The 469-nt window shown below is 59.5% G+C and carries 2 protein-coding genes (1 of these 2 cut by a window edge); both read left to right on the forward strand.

Annotated elements, in window-relative coordinates:
* Positions 1 to 70: the 3' end of a TonB-dependent receptor gene (locus EOC06_RS14580; RefSeq protein WP_206631189.1), read on the forward strand. Its footprint begins 1619 nt before the window's first position; only the last 70 of its 1689 coding nucleotides appear in the window; its start codon lies off the left edge, out of view; it ends in the stop codon at positions 68 to 70.
* Positions 13 to 468: an autotransporter outer membrane beta-barrel domain-containing protein gene (locus EOC06_RS44820; RefSeq protein WP_206631190.1), complete on the forward strand. Its 456-nt coding sequence runs from the start codon at positions 13 to 15 to the stop codon at positions 466 to 468. Before EOC06_RS14580 ends, EOC06_RS44820 begins: the two co-directional genes overlap by 58 nt.
* Position 469: the final 1 nt, after the last annotated feature.

Here is a 469-nt window from a genome sequence, read left to right on the forward strand (position 1 = left end):
GCCTCCAACCGCGTGTCGCAGCAGAAGGAGGAAATCTGGGGCGTCGAAGTCACCGCATGGTGGAACCTGACCGGCAACCTCACCGTCGGTGGCCTCCTTGGCTATACCGAGGGGCGCTACGACAATGACGGCGATGGCAATATCGATGCGTGGCTGCCGAACAACAGGATAGCGACCCCGGTGCACGGCACGGTCTACGGGACCTATGTCTTCGACAACGGCCTCAATCTTCGCAGCGAGGTCCAGTTCTTCACCAGCCGGGACAAGATAACGACCGTACCCGAGATCAAGGGCGCGGCACTGGTAAATATCCTTGCGAGCCACAAGGTCGGCAAGGGCGATCTCAGTGTCGGCGTCGAGAACGTCTTCGACACCAACTACATGAATCCGACAGCTAGCGCCACGCGCAACAATGTCGTCAATGGTTTCGGCCGCACGGTATCGCTCGGCTACAAGGTCACCTTCTGAG

The sequence above is a fragment of the Mesorhizobium sp. M7A.F.Ca.MR.362.00.0.0 genome (assembly GCF_004023175.1).
In the GTDB taxonomy this organism is placed as follows: Bacteria; Pseudomonadota; Alphaproteobacteria; order Rhizobiales; family Rhizobiaceae; genus Mesorhizobium.